Source organism: Pantoea sp. GM_Pan_3 (assembly GCF_026541045.1).
GTDB lineage: Bacteria > Pseudomonadota > Gammaproteobacteria > Enterobacterales > Enterobacteriaceae > Pantoea > Pantoea anthophila.
In genome coordinates, this window is record NZ_JALNVA010000008.1 from 101,128 (window position 1) to 122,759 (window position 21,632).

The window sequence follows — 21,632 nt, forward strand, 5'->3', positions numbered from 1 at the left end:
CAATTGTGGAGAAGAAATATGCATAACGAAGCACCCATTATCCGTCGTAAATCCAGACGCATTTACGTCGGCAAGGTGCCGGTCGGTGACGGCGCACCTATTGCCGTCCAGTCGATGACCAACACCCGCACCACTGACGTGGAAGCGACGGTAAATCAGATCAAAGCCCTTGAGCGCGTCGGTGTCGACATCGTTCGTGTCTCGGTGCCGACCATGGATGCCGCAGAAGCGTTCAGGCTGATCAAACAGCAGGTGAACGTGCCGCTGGTTGCAGACATCCATTTTGACTACCGCATCGCCCTGAAAGTCGCCGAATATGGCGTTGACTGCCTGCGCATCAATCCCGGTAATATCGGGAATAATGAGCGTATCCGTATGGTGGTTGACTGCGCGCGCGACAACAATATTCCGATCCGGATTGGCGTTAACGCCGGTTCGCTGGAAAAAGATCTGCAGGAAAAGTATGGCGAGCCGACGCCGCAGGCGTTGCTGGAATCGGCCATGCGTCACGTCGATCACCTCGACCGTCTCAACTTCGACCAGTTTAAAGTCAGTGTAAAAGCCTCTGACGTCTTCCTGGCGGTGGAATCTTATCGCCTGCTGGCAAAACAGATCGATCAGCCTCTGCATCTCGGGATCACCGAAGCGGGCGGGGCGCGCGCTGGCGCAGTCAAATCGGCGATTGGGCTGGGTCTGCTGCTGTCAGAAGGGATCGGCGACACGCTGCGTATCTCGCTGGCGGCCGATCCGGTTGAAGAGGTCAAAGTCGGCTTCGATATTCTGAAATCACTGCGCATCCGTTCGCGCGGGATTAACTTCATCGCCTGCCCGACCTGTTCACGTCAGGAGTTTGACGTGATCGGCACCGTCAACGCGCTGGAGCAGCGTCTGGAAGATCTCATCACGCCGATGGATGTCTCCATTATCGGCTGTGTGGTCAACGGACCGGGCGAAGCGACGCTCTCGACCCTGGGCGTGACCGGTGGCAGCAAGAAGAGTGGTTTCTACGAGGATGGCGTGCGTCAGCGCGATCGTCTCGATAACCATGACATGATCGATCAGCTGGAAGCGCGCATTCGTGCCAAAGCGTCGATGCTGGATGCCAGCCGCCGTATTGACGTGCAGCAGCTGGAAAAATAATGGCGTGCGCAGCCTGCGTGCGTGACTTTTTTGACTGAACCTGTGCGGTTTCATCCTCATAAGGTATGATGCCGGACAGGTTTTTTTTGCATTAAGAGATTTTAACGTGGCGAAGAATATTCAGGCGATTCGCGGGATGAACGACTACCTGCCTGCGGATACCGCTCTCTGGCAACGGATTGAAGGCGTACTCAAGCAGACGCTGGCGAGCTACGGCTACAGCGAAATTCGCTTGCCGCTGGTGGAGCAGACCCCACTGTTTAAACGCGCCATCGGTGAAGTCACCGATGTGGTTGAAAAAGAGATGTACACCTTCGAGGACCGTAATGGCGAAAGCCTGACGCTGCGTCCGGAAGGAACCGCAGGCTGCGTGCGAGCCGGTATCGAGCACGGTTTACTCTACAATCAGGAGCAGCGCCTGTGGTACATGGGGCCGATGTTCCGCTATGAGCGTCCGCAGAAGGGCCGTTATCGCCAGTTCTACCAGATCGGCGTCGAAGTGTTTGGTCTGCAGGGACCGGACATCGATGCGGAGCTGATTATGCTCAACGCCCGCTGGTGGAAAGCGTTAGGCATTGCCGACCACGTTCGCCTGGAACTCAACTCCATCGGCTCACTGGAAGCGCGTGCGCACTACCGCGACGCACTGGTCGCCTTCCTTGAACAGCACAAAGAGGTGCTGGATGAGGATTGCAAACGTCGCATGTACAGCAACCCGATGCGCGTTCTCGACAGTAAAAATCCCGATATTCAGCAGCTGCTGAATGATGCGCCGCAGCTCGGCGACTATCTTGATGACGAATCACGCGACCATTTCAGCGGCCTGTGTGCCCTGCTGGATGACGCGGGCATCCACTACACCGTCAATCAGCGTCTGGTGCGCGGCCTGGATTACTACAATCGCACCGTGATTGAGTGGGTCACCGACAGCCTGGGTTCACAGGGTACCGTGTGCGGCGGCGGTCGCTATGACGGCCTGGTAGAGCAGCTCGGTGGACGTGCCACCCCTGCGGTGGGCTTCGCGATGGGCATGGAGCGTCTGGTGCTGCTGGTTCAGGCGGTGAATCCGGAATTTGAACCGACGAGCAATGTGGATGTCTATGTTATCGCTTCCGGTCAGGGCGTGCAGTCCGCTGCGATGCAGCTGGCTGAGAAATTGCGCGATGAAGCGCCAGAGCTGAGGCTGATGACTAACTTTGGCGGCGGCAACTTCAAGAAGCAGTTTGCCCGCGCTGACAAGTGGGGCGCTCGCGTCGCGCTGGTGCTGGGCGAGGATGAAGTCAAAGCCGGTCAGGTCGTGGTGAAAGATCTGCGCCGTGGCGAGCAGCAAACGCTGGATCAGGCAGAGGCTGCTGCTGTATTGCGCACGCTGTTACAGGCGTAACACAGCACCAACCATAGAAAGGAGAAGGATTGCGTGGAAGTGTATAGCAATGAGAACGAGCAGACCGAAGCGCTGCGCAACTTTTTTACCAGCAATGGTAAGGCGTTAGCCATTGGCGTAGTCATCGGCATTGCTGCGCTGGGTGGCTGGCGTTACTGGAGCAGTCATCAGGACGATACTGCGAAAACGGTATCGGCCCAATATCAGCAGCTGACCACCGCCATGCAGGCGGGCAAACCTGAGACGCTGGAAGCGGTCAACCGGTTTGCCAGCGAAAACAGCAACACTTATGGTGCGCTGGCGGCGATGGATCTGGCGAAGCAGTATGTGGATGCCGGTCAGCTTGATAAAGCCGCAGCACTGCTGCAAAACGGACTGAAAGATACCAAAGATGCCAATCTGCAGGCGGTCATTAACCTGCGTCTGGCTCGCATTCAACTGCAACAGAATCAAGCGGATGCGGCGCTTAAAACCCTTGACGGTGTGAAGGGTGATGGCTGGACAGCCATTGTGGCCGATATTCGCGGCGAAGCGCTGCTGGCCAAAGGCGACAAGCAGGGCGCGCGCGATGCCTGGAGTAAAGGGGTGGAATCTGACGCCTCTCCGGCATTGAAGCAAATGATGCAGATGAAGATGAATAACTTAAGCTAAGCCAGTCAAGAGAGAGCGCATGGAATTACGTAAATACCTGCTGCCGGGACTGATTTCAGTCACTTTGCTCAGCGGTTGTTCGCTGTTTAGCGGCGAAGAAGATGTAGTGAAAATGGCCCCGCTGCCGAAGGTGGAAAATCAGTTTACGCCAGAGAAAGTGTGGAGCACCTCGGTCGGCGATGGCGTCGGTGATTTCTACTCCAATCTGCATCCTGCCTGGCAGGACAGTACGGTCTTCGCAGCCGATCGCTTTGGTATCGTGAAAGCGCTGGATGCCGCAGACGGTAAAGAAAAATGGAAAGTCGATCTCTCTGAGAAAACCGGCTTCTTCTCGAAAAATCGCTCAGCCCTGTTATCGGGCGGCCTGACGGCGGATGGCGATCGGATCTATGTCGGCAGCGAGCGCGGTCAGGTTTATGCCCTGAACAGCAGCGATGGCAGCCTGGCCTGGCAGACGAAAGTCGCCGGTGAAGCGCTGTCACGTCCGGTGGTCAGCGATGGCCTGGTGCTGATCCATACCAGCAACGGCATGTTGCAGGGTCTGGATCAGAGCAGCGGGGCAGTGAAGTGGAGCGTTAACCTGGATATGCCTGCGCTATCACTGCGCGGTGAATCGGCTCCGGCTGTTGCGTTTGGCGGGGCCATTGTCGGTGGTGACAACGGCCGCGTCAGTGCCGTTGTGCTGAACCAGGGGCAACTGATCTGGCAGCAGCGTATTTCTCAGGTCAGCGGCGCAACCGAAATCGATCGTCTGAACGATGTCGATACGACCCCGGTTATCGTCAACGGCGTGGTTTACGCGCTGGCGTACAACGGCGACCTGACGGCGCTGGATCTGCGTTCCGGCCAGATTCTGTGGAAACGCGAAATCGGCGGTGTGAAAGATCTGATTGTTGATGCCGGCCGCATCTATCTGGTCGATCAGGATGACCGTGTGATTGCCCTGAACGCGGACGGTGGCGTCGCTATCTGGCGTCAGAGCGATCTGCTGCATCGCAACCTGACTTCACCGGTGCTCTACAACGGCTATCTGGTGGTCGGCGACAGCGAAGGGTATCTGCACTGGCTGAACACCACCGACGGTCGTTTTGTCGCGCAGCAGAAGCTGGACAGTTCCGGTTTCCAGACCGAGCCCGTGGTCGCCAGCGACAAGCTGCTGATCCAGTCGAAAGATGGTGAGGTTTATGCGATTACCCGTTAACGGGTAAACGTCCGGCAGGTGAAATCCTCCGTTCCGACGGCTCCTGATTTAATCAGGGGCCGTTTCGTTTTTAGTCAGGCATGGTATTCTTTGCGCCTTAAGCCTGAACTTAACGGCCAGAGCCGTTATAATCACGCCATTCGGGCGATTCATTTTTTATTGAGGCATTTTGTTATGGTACCTGTGGTCGCGCTGGTTGGGCGTCCCAATGTGGGAAAATCTACGCTATTTAACCGCTTAACCCGCACTCGTGATGCGCTGGTTGCGGATTTTCCCGGACTGACTCGCGATCGCAAATATGGTCGCGCCGAAGTGGAAGGGCGCGAATTTATTGTTATTGATACCGGTGGTATCGACGGCACCGAAGAGGGTGTTGAAACGCGGATGGCCGAGCAGTCGCTGCTGGCGATTGAAGAAGCGGATGTCGTACTGTTTATGGTCGACGCACGTGCGGGCATGATGGCCGCCGATCAGCAAATCGCTAAACATCTGCGTTCCCGCCAGAAAGCCACTTTCCTGGTGGCGAACAAAACTGACGGGCTCGATCCGGATCAGGCGGTTATCGACTTCTACTCACTCGGCCTGGGCGAGATCCACGCCATTGCGGCGTCGCACGGTCGTGGTGTCACCAGTCTGATTGAAACGGCGCTGCTGCCGTGGATGGAGACGGTTGAGCCGGTCGAACTGACCGAAGAAGAAGAGAACCAGGCTTACTGGGCGGCGCTGGACGCCGAGGAGATTGCTGAGCAGGAAGCCGCCGAGGAAGAAGAAAACTTCGACCCGACAGGTTTACCTATCAAGCTGGCCATCGTGGGGCGCCCTAACGTAGGTAAGTCAACGCTTACTAACCGTATCCTCGGTGAAGACCGCGTGGTGGTCTACGATATGCCCGGCACCACCCGCGACAGTATCTATATTCCGATGGAGCGTGACGGACGTGATTACGTACTGATCGACACCGCCGGGGTGCGTAAGCGCGCCAAAATCTCCGACACCGTAGAGAAATTCTCGGTGATCAAGACGCTGCAGGCGATTGAAGATGCCAACGTGGTGATGCTGGTCATCGACGCCCACGCCGGTATCTCGGATCAGGATCTCTCCCTGCTGGGCTTTATTCTCAACAGTGGCCGCTCGCTGGTGATCGTGGTTAACAAATGGGATGGCCTGTCGCAGGAAGTGCGTGACGAAGTGAAAGAGACGCTGGACTTCCGTCTGGGCTTTATCGATTTCGCCCGCATCCACTTTATCTCTGCGCTGCACGGCAGCGGCGTGGGTAACCTGTTTGAATCGATCACTGAAGCCTATGACTGTTCGACCCGGCGCGTAAACACCTCGCTGCTGACGCGCATCATGAACATGGCGGCAGACGATCACCAGCCACCCCTGGTGCGCGGCCGTCGCGTTAAGCTTAAGTATGCCCATGCCGGTGGTTACAACCCGCCCATCGTGGTCATCCACGGGAATCAGGTGAAAGATCTGCCAGATTCTTACAAGCGCTACCTGATGAACTATTTCCGCAAATCCCTGAATGTGATGGGAACGCCAATCCGTATTCAGTTCAAAGAGGGTGAGAACCCTTATGAAGGCAAGCGTAACCTGCTGACGCCGACTCAGCAGCGTAAACGTAAGCGTCTGATGGCGCATATGAAAAAGAATAAGCGTTAACGAGAAGAGGGCCATGAGGCCCTCTTTTTTTTGTGCTGAACACGCCACTCAGGAGGAGAAAGGTGACTATTCACTGCGAAAAATGTCAGCAGCCACTGCGGCTCAGCGACGGCGAATTTATCTGTGACCGCTGCAGTGCGCACTATCCGGCGCAGCCCGTCTGTCCGGACTGTCATCAGCCACTGACGGTACTGAAAGCCTGCGGTGCGGTCGACTATTTTTGTCAACATGGCCATGGATTGATCTCGCGCAGGCGGGTGCAGTTTCAGCCGTCCACACCGTAAGATTTGGCTATGATTAAACGCACCGGTGAACCCGACCCGCCCGCCGTTTTGTAGCAAAAATGCTATTACGTCGTAACAAATGAGTTGTATATGTTCACTCGGTTATGTACCAGGTGGTACAATCCTGCCGCGTCGTGGGAGGGGCCAGCCACATCTGTATGCTTCCGGCCCTCAGATTCTTACGGACGCGGGTCTGTTTATAATTGATTTGAAACAGAACGGGGCTCTGCGCAGAACGTTTAAGGCGCCGAGTCCGGACGGCACCTGTCCGGACGTTCTGTTTATTCAGGAGAGATAGTTTATGGCTGAAACATCCTCCCGCTCCGCCAGGGGGTTGGGAATCGCATCCGTGCTGCTCGGACTGGTGCTGCTTGCTACCGGTCTGTTCTTTGCAATCGGTGGCGGCAAACTGGTTGCGCTTGGCGGCAGCTGGTACTTTTTGATTGCAGGGATCGTCATCGTACTTTCCGCAATTCAGTTCTTCCGCCGCAAATCGTCGGCAGCGGTTCTTTTCCTGCTGGTCTTTATCGACACGCTGATCTGGTCGCTGTTTGATGCCGGGCTGGATTTCTGGCCGCTGGTCTCACGCCTGATGGTGCCAGCCGGACTGACACTGCTGGCCTTCCTGATCTGGCCTTCACTGCGTAAGCATGAAGGTAAGCCCTCACTGGCAAAACCTTCCTATACCTTCTCCGCACTGCTGGCCGCAGGCATGGTGGTCACGCTGGTGCAGATGTTCCAGCCGCATCCTACCGTGGCCGGTAATGGTGAAGAGCTGCCGCTGATTCCGGTCGATAAAACCAAACAGCAGAAAGACTGGGATAACTACGGCAATACGCCGCAGGGCAGCCGCTTTGTGGCGCTGGACCAGATTACCCGCGACAACGTGAAGGATCTGAAAGTTGCCTGGACCTTCCGCACCGGTGACACCCCGATCAGCCCGACCGGTAACGGCGCAGAAGATCAGCAGACGCCGTTGCAGATTGGCAACACGATTTATCTCTGCACCCCACACAATAATGTGATTGCGGTGGAAGCGAACAGCGGTAAGCAGATCTGGAAACGCGAAATCAATGCGCAGGCTGAAGTCTGGCCGCGCTGCCGTGGCCTGGCTTACTTTGACGCGACGAAACCGCTGCAACAGCCGGACAAGCCGGGGTCAGTTCCGGTAACGGCCGTTACCCTGCCTGCCGGTGACACCTGTCAGCGTCGTATTCTGATGAACACCATCGACGCGCGTCTGATTGCCATCAACGCCGACAACGGTGAGTTCTGTGAAGACTTTGGCGATCACGGCATTGTCGATCTGAAAGCCGGCATCGGTAAGGCGCCAGACCCGCAGTATCAGCTGACCTCAGCCCCTACGCTGGCAGGCACCACTGTCGTGGTTGGCGGACGCGTGGCGGATAACGTACAGACCGATATGCCGGGCGGCGTGCTGCGTGGATTCGACGTTATTACCGGCAAGATGCGCTGGGCGTTTGACCCGGGCAACGTTGACCCGAATGCGATCCTGATGCCGGGCAAGGAGTATACCCGCAGTACGCCGAACTCCTGGGCACCGATGTCATACGATCCGACCATGAACACCGTGTTCATTCCGATGGGCAGCTCCTCTGTTGACCTCTGGGGCGCGAACCGTACCCCACTGGATCACAAATATGGCGCATCCGTGCTGGCGCTGGATGCCACCACCGGTAAAGAGAAGTGGGTCTATCAGACCGTGCACAACGATCTGTGGGACTTTGACCTGCCGATGCAGCCAAGCCTGATCGACTTCCCGCAGAAAGATGGCAGCACCACGCCAGCGGTGGTGATCGGCGGTAAAACCGGCATGATCTTTGTGCTCGACCGGATGACCGGTAAGCCTTTGACCAAAGTCGAAGAGCTGCCGATGCCGCAGGGCCATATCCCGAACGAGCAGTACACCAAAACCCAGCCACACTCGACCGGCATGCCGCAGATTGGCAACCAGACGCTGAAAGAGTCTGACATGTGGGGAGCGACGCCGTTTGATCAGCTGGCCTGCCGTGTTGCCTTTAAATCGATGCGTTATAACGGCCTGTTCACCGTACCGGACACCGACAAGTCGCTGAGCTTCCCGGGCTCGCTGGGTGGAATGAACTGGGGCAGTATGTCGACTGACCCTAACAACCATCTGCTGTTCATTAACGATATGCGTCTCGGCCTGTGGGTGCAGATGATCCCGGCTGACACCAGCAGCATTTCACGTGGCAGCAACGGTGGCGAAGCGATCAACACCGGTATGGGTGCAGTACCGCTGAAAGGCACGCCGTACGCCGTAAACAAAAACCGCTTCATGTCTCCGCTGGGCATCCCTTGTCAGAAGCCGCCATTTGGTACGCTGTCGGCGATTGACATGAAAACCCAGAAAATCGTCTGGCAGGTACCGGTCGGTACCGTGCAGGACACCGGACCGTTTGGTATCAAAATGGGCGTGAAAATGCCGATTGGTATGCCGACGCTGGGCGGAACGCTGGCAACGCAGGGTGGCCTGGTCTTCATCGCCGGTACCCAGGATTACTATCTGCGCGCCTTTGATTCTTCAACCGGCAAAGAGGTGTGGAAAGCACGCCTGCCGGTCGGCAGTCAGGGTGGCCCGATGAGCTACGTCTCACCGAAAGATGGTAAGCAGTACATCCTCATCTCGGCAGGTGGCGCACGTCAGTCACCGGATCGCGGTGATTACGTGATTGCTTACGCGCTGCCAGACAGCAAGTAATATCGCAAAAGGAAAAGGGCCGACATTGTCGGCCCTTTTTTTTTGAAAAAGATCTGGCCGGTTCGCTGTAAGAGCGGGCATGCTCAGGAAACACGGTCAGATCGGAAAGTCGCAAAACCGTCATCTATGACGGCTCGGCCCGCGCCGTCCCTGGCGCGGGACGCTTTCCTCCTCTGACCGTGTTACCTTCACTTTAAGCTTATCCGTTGCAGCCAGATTCACATCAGATTATCAGCTCTCTCCGGGCCAACATTGTCGGCCCTTTTTTTGCTTATTTGCCGTCGCGCCACAGCGCCTGCAATTCGGGAGGGGCGACCTGTTCCGGGATCAGCAGCACAATGGTGCCGACCTCACGGCGGGTCGCGTACTGGATCTGAATACGAAAATAGCGCTGATCGCCACTGCCCACCTGCGCGGCTTTCTCCTCGGGTTCGCCCAGCGGCATCGCCTGTTCCAGCGCATGGCAGACGCGCTGTTTTTCAGGCGGTGGCAGATCGCCCAGCATAAAGCGACGCTCGGCGCGCAGCCCCGGAATAAAGGCCATGCCGCCTTCACGCGCGACGATGACCGTAGCGTCATCGGTGAGTTCGGGCAGTTCACTCATAGCACGCCAACCTCCTTCCACGCCTGTTCAATGGCACGGCCGACCGACGAATTAAAGCGCTTTTCACCGTGCTGAACGGTGAAGCGGGCAAAGGTCTTGAAGTCCGCATCCTGAGGCAGCTCGTCGTCACACAGGGTGTCATACCAGGCGTAGCCTGCCTGCTCCCAGGCAAAGCCGCCCAGCGCGGTGGCCGCCAGATAAAATGCCCGGTTAGGAATACCGGAGTTAATGTGAACTCCGCCATTATCTTCACGGGTTTTCACATAGTCATCCATGTGCGCCGGTTGCGGATCTTTACCCAGCATCGGGTCATCGTAGGCGGTGCCGGGTTCAGACATTGAACGCAAACCGCGCCCATTGATGCCGCTTGCCAGCAGGCCTTCACCGATAATCCAGTCCGCCTCTTCGGCGCGCTGTTTCTTGCTGTACTGTTTGACCAGGGAGCCAAAGACGTCAGACAGGGACTCATTCAGTGCGCCAGCCTGCTCAAAGTAGATCAATCCGGCTTCATTTTCCGTGACGCCATGCGCGAGTTCATGTGCCACCACATCAATCGCAATGGTAAAGCGATTAAAAATTTCGCCGTCACCGTCACCAAATACCATCTGCTGACCGTTCCAGAAGGCGTTCTGATATTTTTCCCCGTAATGGACGGTACCAAGCAGCTTCAGCCCCTGATTATCCAGCGAGTTACGCTGATAAGCCTGCCAGAAAAAGTCATAGGTCACGCCGAGGTAGTCCCAGGCTTCTTCAGCCGCCACATCATCGCTGGCGGGCTGGCCCTCCTGTCGAATCAGCTTACCGGGCAGGGTTTCTCTGCCCTGGGCATCATAAATTTCCCGGTCCACATGGCCGCCCGCAGCCGTTTTAGCCACGGCGGGCTTTTGCCAGTGTTCTGCCATCAGGTGCTGAACGTGGGTGAGGGTGCGACGCGCCTGCGCCTGCTGGTGACCTGAACCGTGAGCAATGATCTTACGAAGGATATAGGGAGGAATAACGCAGTAAGCCATCTGAAACTCCTTGGCAGCTGAGAAAGAGGTACCGGAGAGTATAGACCCGTCAGGCAGACAACTTTGACAGGCCATCTGAAACTCCCTGGCAGCAGAGATGTACCGGAGAGTACAGACCCGTCAGGCAGACCACGTTGACAGGCTATCTGAAACGCTCTGGCAGCAGAGATGTACCAGGAAGTATAGACCGGTCACGGCGAATGCACGCGGTAAATGAGACCAGCCATAACTGGAAAGGAAGGGCGATGAGAGCGGAGCGGGTCAGGAGGCGGTTTTGCGGCGACGCTTTTTCTCAGGCAGTAACTGTGTGACCTGGCTTTCGACCCAGCCATCATCCAGACGGGTGCGCAGCAGGTCGCCGCTCTGCAGCTGCGCCGTTTTTTTCACCACCTGTCCGTTGGTGTCGGTCGTGACGCTGAATCCGCGTGCCAGCGTGGCCAGGGGACTGACGCCCTCCAGCTGCGCTACCAGCTGACCAAACTGCTGTTTTCCGCTGCTCAGCTGAGTGGTCATACTCTGCTGCAGGCGGTAGTGCCAGCTTTGCAGCTGCTTCTGCGCTTCGAACAGGCGCTGCTGCGGCTGTTGGGCACTGAGCCGGTGCTGCAGGCGATCCTGCTGACGGGTAGCGAGACGCAGGCGGGTTTCCATCGCATCACCCAGACGCTGCTGCAGGCGGAACAGGGCAGTCTGCTGGCGGGCCAGACGCAGCTGCGGATGCTGCTGCTGCAGGCGATGTTCCAGGCGGCTGTAAAGCCGCTGCTGGCGCGCCAGATAGTAATCCATCGCCATCTCCAGCCGCTGCTGCTGTGACTGCAGCTGACGCAGCAATTCAAGCTGATTGCGGCTGACAATTTCTGCTGCGGCCGACGGTGTGGGCGCGCGTAAATCTGCGACGAAGTCGGCAATGGTGACGTCGGTTTCGTGTCCGACTGCGCTGACGATGGGAATGCGGCTGGCAAAAATCGCGCGCGCTACCCGTTCGTCGTTAAAGCTCCACAAATCTTCCAGCGAACCGCCGCCGCGCCCGACAATTAAAACGTCGCATTCATTGCGCAGGTTAGCGACTTCAATCGCCCGGACGATAGCCGCAGGCGCATCGACACCCTGCACGACAGCAGGATAGATGACCACGGGCAGGGAGGGATCGCGGCGATGCAGCACGCGTAACACATCGTGCAGGGCGGCGCCGGTCGCCGAGGTGATCACCCCGACCTGACGCGCCGGTTCCGGCAGCGGCTGCTTATGCTGCGGGTCGAACAATCCTTCGGTCGACAGTTTTGCCTTTAGCAGTTCAAACTGCTGCTGCAACAGTCCTTCGCCCGCCGGATGCATACTCTCGGCAATCAGCTGATAGTCGCCGCGTGGCTCATAGAGGGTGATACTGGCGCGCACCAGCACCTGCTGGCCGTGCTGCGGACGAAAAGTGACGCGACGATTGCTGTTGCGGAACATGGCGCAGCGAACCTGAGCACCATCATCTTTCAGTGTGAAGTACCAGTGACCGGAAGCCGGCTGAGTAAAATTGGAGATCTCGGCGCTGATCCAGACCAGGCCCATCTCTTTCTCCAGCAGCTGACGCACTGTCGTATTGAGACGGCTGACGGTAAAAATATTGGCGTTGGATGGCAGCGACATGTGACGAAGATCAAATTCCAAATCAGCAGGTTAATTCACCGATACTACAGGGCTGTCAGTGCGGATCAAGAGTTTTTCGTAAATAATAGTGGAGGCAATCGATTACGGCCTGTATAATGCCGCGGCAATATTTTATCTAATCTCAATCACCCGAGGTGGAGTATTGCCATGTTAAGAATCGCTAAAGAAGCACTCACTTTTGACGACGTTCTGCTCGTTCCTGCTCACTCCACCGTCCTGCCTAATACGGCCGATCTCAGCACACAGCTGACCAAAAACATCCGTTTAAACATTCCTATGCTTTCCGCTGCCATGGACACCGTGACCGAAGCGGGTCTGGCAATTGCGCTGGCACAGGAAGGCGGCCTTGGCTTCATCCATAAAAATATGTCGATTGAACGCCAGGCGGACGAAGTGCGCAAGGTGAAGAAACATGAGAGCGGCGTCGTGACTGAACCGCAGACCGTACTGCCGACCACCCCACTGGCTGACGTCAAAGCGCTGACCGAGCGCAACGGCTTTGCAGGCTATCCGGTGGTTAACCGCGACAATGAACTGGTCGGTATCATCACCGGTCGTGACGTGCGCTTTGTGACCGATCTCTCTCAGCCTGTTTCTGCGGTTATGACCCCGAAAGACCGTCTGGTGACGGTGAAAGAGGGTGAAGCGCGTGATGTCGTGCTGCACAAAATGCATGAAAAACGCGTAGAGAAAGCGCTGGTCGTGGATGACAGCTTCCATCTGCTGGGCATGATCACCGTTAAAGACTTCCAGAAAGCCGAACGTAAGCCTAACGCCTGTAAAGATGCGCAGGGCCGTCTGCGTGTGGGTGCCGCTGTCGGTGCCGGTGCAGGCAACGAAGAGCGTATCGATGCGCTGGTTGCTGCGGGCGTTGACGTGCTGCTGATTGACTCTTCTCACGGTCACTCTGAAGGCGTGCTGTCCCGTATCCGTGAAACCCGTGCTAAATATCCGGACCTCGAAATTGTCGGCGGTAACGTCGCTACCGGTGCCGGCGCACTGGCACTGGTTGAGGCCGGCGTCAGCGCGGTCAAAGTCGGTATCGGCCCTGGCTCTATCTGTACCACCCGTATCGTCACCGGTGTCGGTGTTCCGCAGATCACCGCCGTCTCTGACGCCGTGACTGCACTGGAAGGCACCGGTATTCCGGTCATCGCCGATGGCGGTATCCGTTTCTCCGGTGATATCGCCAAAGCGATCGCGGCGGGAGCCTCCTGTGTCATGGTGGGTTCAATGCTGGCGGGCACCGAAGAGTCTCCGGGCGAGATCGAACTCTACCAGGGTCGTGCATTCAAATCCTACCGCGGCATGGGTTCACTGGGCGCGATGTCCAAAGGCTCTTCAGACCGTTACTTCCAGACTGATAACGCCGCAGACAAACTGGTGCCGGAAGGCATCGAAGGCCGCGTGGCTTATAAAGGCCGTCTGAAAGAGATCGTCCATCAGCAGATGGGTGGACTGCGTTCATGCATGGGCCTGACCGGTTGCCCGACCATTGATGACCTGCGCACCAAAGCGGAGTTTGTCCGCATCAGCGGCGCTGGCATCAATGAGAGTCACGTACATGATGTGACCATCACCAAAGAGTCACCGAACTACCGTATGGGCTCGTAATTCCGATTTCCCGCCCGGCTTAAGCCGGGCGCTTTTATTTATTAAGTCACCGTTCTGGAACCCCCTCAATGACGACGGAAAATATCCATAAGCATCGCATTCTGATTCTCGATTTCGGCTCGCAATATACTCAGCTGGTGGCACGCCGCGTGCGCGAGCTTGGCGTTTACTGTGAACTCTGGGCATGGGATGTGAGCGAAGAGCAGATTCGCCAGTTCAACCCAAGCGGCATCATCCTTTCCGGTGGCCCGGAGAGCACCACCGAACTGAACAGCCCGCGTGCGCCGGAATATGTCTTTAATGCTGGCGTGCCGGTCCTCGGCGTCTGCTACGGTATGCAGACCATGGCGATGCAGCTGGGCGGCGCCGTTGCCGGTTCAAACGAACGTGAGTTCGGTTATGCGCAGGTTGAAGTGACCACGCCAAGCGCTCTGGTTCGCGATATCGAAGATGCGATCAGCGCGGCCGGTAAACCGCTGCTGGATGTCTGGATGAGCCACGGCGATAAAGTCACCGCTATCCCGGCTGACTTCGTAACCGTTGCCAGCACCGAAACCTGTCCGTTTGCCATCATGGCGAACGAAGAGAAGCGTTTCTACGGCGTGCAGTTCCACCCGGAAGTGACCCATACCCGTCAGGGCCTGCGGATGCTTGAGCGCTTCATCATCGACATTTGTGAATGTGAAGCCCTGTGGACGCCAGCTAAAATCATCGAAGATGCGGTAGAACGTCTGCGTGAGCAGGTAGGAAATGACAAAGTTATCCTCGGTCTGTCTGGCGGTGTGGATTCATCGGTAACGGCGATGCTGCTGCACCGTGCCATTGGCGACCGTCTGACCTGCGTGTTTGTGGATAACGGTCTGCTGCGCCTGAACGAAGCGCAGCAGGTGATGGATATGTTTGGCGATCACTTTGGTCTCAACATCGTCCATGTCCCGGCTGAGCAGCGTTTCCTGGACGCACTGGCGGGTATTGATGAACCTGAAGCCAAGCGTAAAACCATTGGTCGCGTCTTCGTGGAAGTGTTTGACGAAGAAGCGCTGAAGCTGGAAGACGTTAAGTGGCTGGCGCAGGGCACCATCTATCCGGACGTGATTGAATCGGCGGCGTCAGCCACCGGTAAAGCGCACGTCATCAAGTCGCACCACAACGTTGGCGGCCTGCCGAAAGAGATGAAGATGGGCCTGGTTGAGCCGCTGAAAGAGCTGTTCAAAGACGAAGTGCGTAAGATTGGTCTGGAGCTGGGCCTGCCGTACGACATGCTGTTCCGCCATCCGTTCCCGGGCCCGGGTCTGGGCGTGCGCGTGCTGGGCGAAGTGAAGAAAGAGTATTGCGATCTGCTGCGTCGTGCCGATGCTATCTTCATCGAAGAGCTGCACAAAGCGGATCTCTACAACAAAGTCAGTCAGGCATTCACCGTCTTCCTGCCGGTTCGCTCGGTCGGTGTGATGGGCGATGGCCGTAAATATGACTGGGTGGTTTCACTGCGCGCAGTGGAAACCATCGACTTTATGACCGCTCACTGGGCGCATCTGCCGTATGATTTCCTGGGCCGCGTCTCTAACCGCATCATCAATGAAATCAACGGGATCTCCCGCGTGGTGTATGACATCAGCGGTAAGCCACCGGCGACGATCGAGTGGGAATAATCGGCCTGTAGCCGGATTACCCTGACGATGTTCAAGCCCGCTTCTCAGCGGGCTTTTTTCTGCCCTGGCTGCCCGCCGAACCGCCGTTTTAACCTTTCAGCACATCCGCACCCGATCCTGGTGGTTTTCTGTTCACTTTGCCGCAAATTACGCTATTCTGCTGGTCAGCAAAAGCACGTCGGGTTTCCTGTCTGACGCCCGCTTTTGACTCGCCGCTTTTACCGATTATCCATATTTCAAAGCCGCCGCTTACGGAAACCGCCTTCTCTCCAGGCGTTTCCTGATTCTGACGCCACCAGGAATGTTGTCATGCTCTCACTCAAAGTGTTCAGCCTGTTTTTTGTTGTCGTATTGCTGCTCTCTCTGGGAGCCAGTATCGCCCAGGCGACCCGTCACAGCGAAACCGCAGAGCGGGGCGGCTGGTGGTCGGCGCGACGCGATTCAGCCGGTATTGCGCCCGACCCGCGCGCCTTCGCTAATCTGGCTATCGTGCAGGTCTATGCCGCGCCCACCTATGGCTGGAAAGGGCGGGTCGCGGTGCATCCCTGGATCATCTTCAAACGTGCCGGTGAAACGCACTACAATCGCTATGAAGTGATCAGCTGGGGCAGTGGCGATAAAGTGCGTCACAATACCAATCTTCCCGATGGCTACTGGTATGGTGCAAAACCGCGGCTGCTGGTGAACCATCGCGGACCCGAGGCAGAAGCGATGATCCCGCAGATTGAAGCGGCTATTCAATCCTATCCCTGGCCGACGACCTATCACGCGTGGCCGGGGCCCAACAGCAATACTTTTCTGGCGCACATTGGTCGCGAAGTCCCGGCCTTAAAACTCGATTTGCCTGCCAATGCCCTGGGCAAAGATTACCGGCCACTTTGGCGTCCGGTCGGGCTGCCGCCATCCGGGCGTGGTCTGCAGGTATCGGTTCTGGGTGTGGCGGGCGTCACGCTGGGAGCGGAAGAGGGGTTCGAAGTGAATCTGCTGGGTCTGAACATGGGCCTCGACTTTACCCCGTTCCGCCTGCGGTTGCCGTTTATTGGCGGGCTGGGTAACGACAATCTGCAGCAGGATAAGCCCTGATCGTCTGGCCCCGCTAACGGGGCCGGTTTGTTTCAGCACACGCCAAAATCGCCCTCTTCGTGATAGAGGTTGACGCTCTCTGCCTTCACTTCAATCTCTTTTTTGGTCGCATCATCCACTCGTGCGCAATATAGCGTGTCACCTTCAACGCGCAATACCTGCATTTTAGGGCCACCGGTTTTCGACTGAACAAAATCCTCTGCTTTAAACATAGTTTCTCCGTCGTGAGTCGTGATTGTTGCCAGCATCGCGCTGACATTTTTTTGCGTAACGTTTTCCAGTTTAGATCCTGACCGTTTTACTGTGTGAAAAAGTCTGCGCATGCTCAGCCGGACAACAATATTTTTATCAGTTGTCATTTGACAACTTGTTAATCCGGCGGGAGGATAGGGAGGACGTGCATAAGGAGAGGCATATGGAATATTGTTTTACATTACGGTTCAGCCTGCCGGAAGGGCATGCGCCGGCAGATGAGATGATGGAAGTGCTGGCCGCAGCCGGCTGTGACGATGCGCTGATCGGTCTGGGGATGCCGGGGCGAATCGCACTGGAGTTTACCCGGGAGTCAGGCTCCGCGACGGAGGCACTGGCAGAGGCAGAAGCGGCGGTCCTGCACGCGATACCGGGTGCCACGCTGGTGGAAGCGGCGCCTGACTTTGTGGGACTGACTGACGTAGCCGAGCTTATTGGCATGTCGCGCCAGAACATGCGCAAGCTGATGCTCAGCCACCGCCCGCCATTTCCGCTGCCGGTGCATGACGGCAAAACCGCCATCTGGCACCTGGCGGATGTGCTGGAGTGGCTGAACCAGCGCGGTAACTATGCGCTGCCGGTGGCGACCCGGGAACTGGCGCAGGTGACGCGCCAGCGTAATCTCAGCGGGTCACTACAACGCTACGGTCTGCACGCCTGAGGGTCAGTGCGAGGTCAGAAACAGCGTCGCCAGTCCCAGGAAGATAAAGAAGCCGCCGGTGTCGGTGATGGCGGTAATCAGAACGCTGGAGCCGACGGCCGGATCGCGCTTCAGTCTGGTCATCACCAGCGGTACCAGCACCCCCATCAGCGCCGCCAGCAGCAGATTAAGCGCCATGGCCAGCATCATGACACCGCCCAGCGCCATATTGTCATACATCAGCCAGGTGATGCCGCCCATGATGCCGCCCCAGAAGAGGCCGTTGATCAGTGCCACGCCCAGTTCACGGACAATAAGAAACGAGAAGTTACCCGGCTCCACCTGATGCAGCGCCAGTGCGCGCACAATCATGGTGATCGTCTGGTTACCGGTATTGCCGCCGATCCCGGCCACAATTGGCATCAGTGTCGCGAGGGCGACGATTTGCGAAATGGTCCCTTCAAACAGCCCGATAACGCGTGAGGCAACAAAGGCGGTACAGAGGTTGATCGCCAGCCAGGCCCAGCGTTTACGGACAGACTTATGCACCGGGGCAAAGACATCCTCTTCCTGACTGATACCGCCCATCTTACGGATATTGCTTTCGTTTTCGGCGTTGACCAGGTCGATGATATCTTCAATGCTCACACGGCCAATCAGTTTGCCTTTTGCATCGGTAACGGCGGCAGAGATGAGGTTATAACGTTCAAAGGCGCTGGCGGCGTCTTCAGCCTTGTCATTAAGCTGGAAGGTGGTGGGGCGTGCGTTCATCACCTCGCTCACCAGCGTTTTGGGCTTATTCAGCAGGATATCGGTCAGCAGCAGTTCACCCAGCAGCTGATTATCTTTATTCGTGATGAAGAGCTTATCGGTGCCGCCCGGCATACTTTTGCGCTTGCGCAGGAAACGCTGCACCGTCGCCAGCGTGACATCTTCTCGCACCGTCAGGATGTTGAAATCCATCACCCTGGCGACGCGGTCGCGGTCAAACTGCACCATGCTGAGCATCCGGGCGCGCAGGCCAGGTTCCACGGTGGCCAGCAGGCGTCCGGTCAGGTCACGCGGCAGATAGCGCGCCAGCCAGACCTGATCGTCGATATCCAGCGGCTGGATGGCGCGCAGGATATCGCGGTCGCTCATCTCCTCCGTGAGGCTGGCCCAGACCGTTTCTGACGCTTCAACCAGCACGTGACCGCGCCGCTCGTTTGGCACCAGCCGCCACAGCGCCTGGCGCTCCTCTTCCGGCAGGGCTTCGAGAATATCGGCAAGGTCAGCGGCATGCAGCTGAAGAATATCCTGTTCCAGCGCTTCACGCTGGGCCGCATTTTCACGTTGCTGTTCAGGCGGGCGATCGCCAGATTTCTCCAGCAGGGCATCAACCAGATCGTGTTCATTGAGCAGCAGCGTCAGAATGCGATGACGGGTTTCACTTAAACGTTGAGAGTGAGAGGCAGACACATTGGATCCCTTTAGTCTGAAAGCACCAGCACGAAGTGTAGCGTTTCGCCTGAAAAAGGGATGCAAAAAAGCGTCCGATCGGTCGGATAACGTTTTAAATTCAGTTCAGAAGGGGACTATGCGTTAGCGGGTATCGCCTGATGTCACTGTAACCGGTCCAGGCGTCGCTTTCTGTTGCTGATGATGTTCGAAGGCAGCAGGCAGGATGAAAATCAGGCGACTAAAGAGAATGATAAAACTGATCAGCAACACGATGCGGGTCATGGTGCCGGTTTTCTGACGTCTTCGGGGAGAAATAGCGCTGTTCACGCGGGGTGGTTCCTGTAGTGACCCTCATCGGGGCGATTGCAATATTTAGTCACAGTCGCCCGATGAAATCAATCGCTGTTGAAAAAAACAGCAGATAATGATCAGTAACTCGCTTTCTGCGCCAGCAGCGTGGCAAAGCGGCAGGTGATGCGCTGGCCGTTTTCATCTTTACGGTGCAGCTGGCCGGGATGCTCGTTGTACTTCACGATGTGCCAGTTGCGATAGTAGTGACTGAGTTCACCCGATTTAAACGCAAAAGAGAAATCAGCCGGGCAGGGCATATCGTCCGTGTTCATCGCCGCGACAATCAGGTTAAAGCCATATTTCACCGTGCAGGCCTGCATGTCCGCAATCAGCTGTGGAATGGTCTGCGGCTGCAGAAACATCATCACCACGGTCGACAGCACAAAGTCATAGCCGCCATTAAAGCGCGTCGTGTTCAGGTCATGCTGCGCGGTGTGGATACCGCTGAGGTTTTCCTGCGTCACAATCTCCTGCAGGCGCGCCAGACTTTGTGGATTGTGATCCCACGCCGTCACGTCAAATCCCTGCTGATTCAGAAACAGCGTGTTACGGCCCACGCCACAGCCAAGATCCAGCGCCTTGCCGACGGTGAGCTGGGGCAGCGCCGCAACCACTTCAGAGTGAGGCGGAGTCAGGCCATAGGTTTCGGCGAAGTAGTTTGCGCCTGAAAGCAGTGTGGTTGGTTGTGTCATAGTCATCAGTTCAGTTAAAAGGGCGCCAGGCGCCCGTAAGGTCAGGCTTCTTCTTTAAGGATCAGTTTCCATCCCGTTACGTCATTCCAGTAAACCTGCTCACGTTCGAGATCGAGCTGAACCAGGTTGTTCTGACTGAAATAGCCTGCCGGGAAGGTCAGCGTCCAGTGGCCGTCATCACACTTCAGGCTTAACGCATCCGGGCGCGTCGTGGCCTGGCGCTGATTATTGAGCAGCGTACCCAGGCGCAGCAGGAAAATCAGCGGAATAAACTGCTTTTTCTTGAACAGCGTGACGCGCGGCAGCTCATCAAGTTTAATCGCTTTGCGATGGAATCTGACCAGCGCAGCCAGCAGCATCTGCTGATCCTGATTGAAACCGGGCAGGTTGGTGTTTTGCAGGATATAGGCGGAATGGCGCTGCAGCGCGCTATGGTTAATGGTCAGGCCCACTTCATGCAGCATCGCCGCCCACTTCAGCAGCGCAGCCAGTTGCGGATTGGCCAGCTTAGGATTCTGCTCGCTCCACTGCACATAAAGCTGCTCGGTGGTGTCAAGCACGCGTCGCGCCTGATCGCTGTCGATGGCGTAGTGATTCGCCAGACTCTGTGCGGTCCGGCTGCGAATATCCTGATGGCGGAAGCGGCCTTCCATCTCATAGAGCACACCTTCACGCAGCGCACCGTCAGAGAGGCGCAGCTCGCGGATCGCCAGCGCATCAAAGACGCCACAGAGAATCGCCAGTCCCGGCACGAAGACGTTTTTGCGCTCTTCAGAGAGGCCCGGCAGGCTCAGTGCCGCAAAGGATTTATGCTTCATCACCTCGTCATAGAGCTTGTCGAGACGCTCAGGGGTGATCAGTTTCTCTTTCTCATCCATCGCCTGCAGCACTTCACAGGCGGCTTTGATGGTTCCGGACGCCCCCAGCGCATATTTCCAGCCATGCAGACGATACTGCCACGCGAGCGTTTCCAGCTTCTGCGCGGCCGCTAAACGGGCACGACGGAAGTTTTCACGGCTGATTTCCCCTTTAGGGAAATAGAGCTGGGCGAAACTGACGCAGCCCATGCGGCGGCTCTCAACCAGCTGCGGTTCAAAATCCTCGCCAATCACCAGCTCAGTTGAGCCGCCGCCGATGTCGATCACCAGCTTGCGGCCTTTTTCCGGCTGCGTATGCTCCACGCCCATAAAGATCAGACGCGCCTCTTCATGACCTGAAATCACCTCGATCGGGTAGGGGATCACCTCAGCCGCCCGCTGCAGGAAGGTTTCGGCATTTACCGCCTCACGCAGCGTATGGGTGCCGACAATCGTCACGTTGCTCGGGCTGAACCCCTGCAGGCGCTCGGCAAACAGCGCCAGACAGGCTAAGCCGCGCTCCATCGCCTCTTCGCTGAGTTTGTGCTGAGCATCCAGCCCGTCAGCCAGATGGACGCGCTGCTTCAGGCGACCCAGCACCTGCATCGCACCGTCGACGACCCGCGCAATCACCATATGGAAACTGTTCGAGCCCAGGTCAATCGCCGCAAACTCCTGGGGTTTAGGCGTACTTTTATGAGAAATTGGCATAGGAT

At 57.0% G+C, this 21,632-nt stretch carries 19 protein-coding genes; 11 read left to right on the top strand and 8 right to left on the bottom strand.

What is annotated here, in order from left to right; genetic code table 11:
• Nucleotides 1–18 precede the first annotated feature (18 nt).
• The 7 genes from ispG (at nt 19) to OXR04_RS19500 (ending at nt 9,068) form a co-directional block, all read left to right on the top strand.
• Nucleotides 19–1,140: a flavodoxin-dependent (E)-4-hydroxy-3-methylbut-2-enyl-diphosphate synthase gene (gene ispG, locus OXR04_RS19470; RefSeq protein WP_009088728.1), complete on the top strand. Its 1,122-nt coding sequence runs from the start codon at nt 19–21 to the stop codon at nt 1,138–1,140.
• A gap of 106 nt (nt 1,141–1,246) precedes the next feature.
• The gene (hisS, locus tag OXR04_RS19475; protein ID WP_267372622.1) at nt 1,247–2,524 is read left to right on the top strand and encodes a histidine--tRNA ligase; all 1,278 of its coding nucleotides are present in this window, start codon (nt 1,247–1,249) and stop codon (nt 2,522–2,524) included.
• A 33-nt stretch (nt 2,525–2,557) separates the two neighbouring features.
• Nucleotides 2,558–3,175, top strand: coding sequence for a YfgM family protein (locus OXR04_RS19480; protein WP_009088731.1), 618 nt, complete (start codon nt 2,558–2,560; stop codon nt 3,173–3,175).
• Between the two features lie 19 nt (nt 3,176–3,194).
• The gene (gene bamB / locus OXR04_RS19485) at nt 3,195–4,376 is read left to right on the top strand and encodes an outer membrane protein assembly factor BamB (RefSeq protein WP_058957402.1); all 1,182 of its coding nucleotides are present in this window, start codon (nt 3,195–3,197) and stop codon (nt 4,374–4,376) included.
• A 174-nt stretch (nt 4,377–4,550) separates the two neighbouring features.
• Entirely contained in the window at nt 4,551–6,041 is a 1,491-nt protein-coding gene (gene der, locus OXR04_RS19490) for a ribosome biogenesis GTPase Der (RefSeq protein ID WP_009088735.1), read from the top strand.
• A gap of 62 nt (nt 6,042–6,103) precedes the next feature.
• Nucleotides 6,104–6,325: a zinc ribbon domain-containing protein gene (locus OXR04_RS19495; protein ID WP_009088737.1), complete on the top strand. Its 222-nt coding sequence runs from the start codon at nt 6,104–6,106 to the stop codon at nt 6,323–6,325.
• A gap of 301 nt (nt 6,326–6,626) precedes the next feature.
• The gene (locus tag OXR04_RS19500; protein ID WP_267372623.1) at nt 6,627–9,068 is read left to right on the top strand and encodes a glucose/quinate/shikimate family membrane-bound PQQ-dependent dehydrogenase; all 2,442 of its coding nucleotides are present in this window, start codon (nt 6,627–6,629) and stop codon (nt 9,066–9,068) included.
• A gap of 271 nt (nt 9,069–9,339) precedes the next feature.
• Here the strand turns inward: OXR04_RS19500 and OXR04_RS19505 are convergent, their stop codons facing one another.
• The 3 genes from OXR04_RS19505 to xseA all read right to left on the bottom strand — a co-directional run bounded on the left by OXR04_RS19505 (nt 9,340) and on the right by xseA (nt 12,317).
• Nucleotides 9,340–9,672: a protealysin inhibitor emfourin gene (locus tag OXR04_RS19505; protein WP_009088741.1), complete on the bottom strand. Its 333-nt coding sequence runs from the start codon at nt 9,670–9,672 to the stop codon at nt 9,340–9,342.
• A complete protein-coding gene (locus OXR04_RS19510; RefSeq protein WP_009088742.1) occupies nt 9,669–10,682 on the bottom strand; it encodes a M4 family metallopeptidase in 1,014 nt (337 codons plus the stop codon). The genes OXR04_RS19505 and OXR04_RS19510 overlap by 4 nt, the downstream gene beginning before the upstream one ends.
• 261 nt (nt 10,683–10,943) lie before the next feature.
• Nucleotides 10,944–12,317, bottom strand: a complete 1,374-nt coding sequence (gene xseA, locus OXR04_RS19515; RefSeq protein ID WP_267372662.1) for an exodeoxyribonuclease VII large subunit — start codon at nt 12,315–12,317, stop codon at nt 10,944–10,946.
• Between the two features lie 168 nt (nt 12,318–12,485).
• Between xseA and guaB the strand changes: the two genes are divergently transcribed.
• The 3 genes from guaB to OXR04_RS19530 all read left to right on the top strand — a co-directional run bounded on the left by guaB (nt 12,486) and on the right by OXR04_RS19530 (nt 16,684).
• Nucleotides 12,486–13,952, top strand: a complete 1,467-nt coding sequence (guaB, locus tag OXR04_RS19520; RefSeq protein ID WP_009088747.1) for an IMP dehydrogenase — start codon at nt 12,486–12,488, stop codon at nt 13,950–13,952.
• Nucleotides 13,953–14,020: 68 nt separating this feature from the next.
• The gene (gene guaA, locus OXR04_RS19525; protein ID WP_009088749.1) at nt 14,021–15,601 is read left to right on the top strand and encodes a glutamine-hydrolyzing GMP synthase; all 1,581 of its coding nucleotides are present in this window, start codon (nt 14,021–14,023) and stop codon (nt 15,599–15,601) included.
• 309 nt (nt 15,602–15,910) lie between these two features.
• Nucleotides 15,911–16,684: a DUF3750 domain-containing protein gene (locus OXR04_RS19530; protein ID WP_150028945.1), complete on the top strand. Its 774-nt coding sequence runs from the start codon at nt 15,911–15,913 to the stop codon at nt 16,682–16,684.
• 32 nt (nt 16,685–16,716) lie between these two features.
• Here the strand turns inward: OXR04_RS19530 and OXR04_RS19535 are convergent, their stop codons facing one another.
• Nucleotides 16,717–16,896 carry a hypothetical protein gene (locus OXR04_RS19535; RefSeq protein WP_009088756.1) on the bottom strand — a complete coding sequence of 60 codons (180 nt, stop codon included), beginning with the start codon at nt 16,894–16,896 and terminating at the stop codon, nt 16,717–16,719.
• Between the two features lie 203 nt (nt 16,897–17,099).
• Between OXR04_RS19535 and OXR04_RS19540 the strand changes: the two genes are divergently transcribed.
• Complete coding sequence (locus OXR04_RS19540) at nt 17,100–17,597, top strand: DNA-binding protein (protein WP_267372624.1); 498 nt, start codon at nt 17,100–17,102, stop codon at nt 17,595–17,597.
• Between the two features lie 3 nt (nt 17,598–17,600).
• Here OXR04_RS19540 and mgtE read toward each other — a convergent pair whose 3' ends face one another.
• The 4 genes from mgtE to ppx form a co-directional block, all read right to left on the bottom strand.
• Nucleotides 17,601–19,034 carry a magnesium transporter gene (gene mgtE, locus OXR04_RS19545; RefSeq protein ID WP_265138627.1) on the bottom strand — a complete coding sequence of 478 codons (1,434 nt, stop codon included), beginning with the start codon at nt 19,032–19,034 and terminating at the stop codon, nt 17,601–17,603.
• 123 nt (nt 19,035–19,157) lie between these two features.
• On the bottom strand, nt 19,158–19,343 hold the full coding sequence (locus OXR04_RS19550) for a YfgG family protein (protein ID WP_033736145.1): 186 nt from the start codon (nt 19,341–19,343) through the stop codon (nt 19,158–19,160).
• Between the two features lie 101 nt (nt 19,344–19,444).
• Complete coding sequence (tehB, locus tag OXR04_RS19555; RefSeq protein ID WP_009088764.1) at nt 19,445–20,059, bottom strand: tellurite resistance methyltransferase TehB; 615 nt, start codon at nt 20,057–20,059, stop codon at nt 19,445–19,447.
• A 41-nt stretch (nt 20,060–20,100) separates the two neighbouring features.
• The gene (ppx, locus tag OXR04_RS19560; protein ID WP_009088767.1) at nt 20,101–21,627 is read right to left on the bottom strand and encodes an exopolyphosphatase; all 1,527 of its coding nucleotides are present in this window, start codon (nt 21,625–21,627) and stop codon (nt 20,101–20,103) included.
• Between the last annotated feature and the right edge of the window lie 5 nt (nt 21,628–21,632).